The sequence below is a fragment of the Camelimonas fluminis genome (genome assembly GCF_014656355.1).
Classification (GTDB): Bacteria; Pseudomonadota; Alphaproteobacteria; order Rhizobiales; family Beijerinckiaceae; genus Camelimonas; species Camelimonas fluminis.
Map to the genome: position 1 here is coordinate 8,968 of NZ_BNCG01000060.1, position 544 is coordinate 9,511.

The following is a 544-nucleotide window of genomic DNA, read 5'->3' on the forward strand; positions in this document are numbered from 1 at the left end:
GGTGTCACCAAATTGACCGAACAAAAGGAAGCGGCCGATGGATAAGACAGAGCATCATCAGGGACAGACCCACTCTGGAAGACGCGCATACTGGATGCTCGGCCTCAATTTACTGTTGAGTCTCGTCGTGATGTACCTCGTGATGTACACGATGATCGACGGGTGGCGGGACTATCGCAACAATGCCAACATGCTTTACATGGCGCTTACCATGTGGGCTCCAATGGGTATACTGATGCTCGCGACGATGGCGGGGATGTATCAGGACGCGCGCACGAACATTGTACTTTATGTCTTGTTCGCAGTGGTGACTCTCGGCTCATTCTGGGCCACGCGCAGCCAGGCGCTAGTCGGCGACCGCCAATTCATCCAATCGATGGTGCCTCACCATTCCGGTGCTATTCTGATGTGCCGCGAAGCCAAACTCCAGGATCCCGAACTGATCAAGCTTTGTCAGGAAATCTCGCAAGGCCAGCGACGAGAAATTGAGCAAATGAACGCGATCGCGGCCCGCCTGCAGTGAGCGGAGTGACCAACGTCTAAG

At 54.8% G+C, this 544-nt stretch carries 1 protein-coding gene; it reads left to right on the forward strand.

The features are described 5' to 3' along the window. Nucleotides 1-37 precede the first annotated feature (37 nt). The gene (locus IE243_RS21140) at nucleotides 38-523 is read left to right on the forward strand and encodes a DUF305 domain-containing protein (protein WP_191321289.1); all 486 of its coding nucleotides are present in this window, start codon (nucleotides 38-40) and stop codon (nucleotides 521-523) included. The last annotated feature ends 21 nt before the right edge of the window (nucleotides 524-544 follow it).

What these genes read in the sequence shown, in the direction of transcription:
- IE243_RS21140 (WP_191321289.1), top strand. Translation starts at nt 38, where the DNA reads ATGGATAAGACAGAGCATCATCAGGGACAGACCCACTCTGGAAGACGC.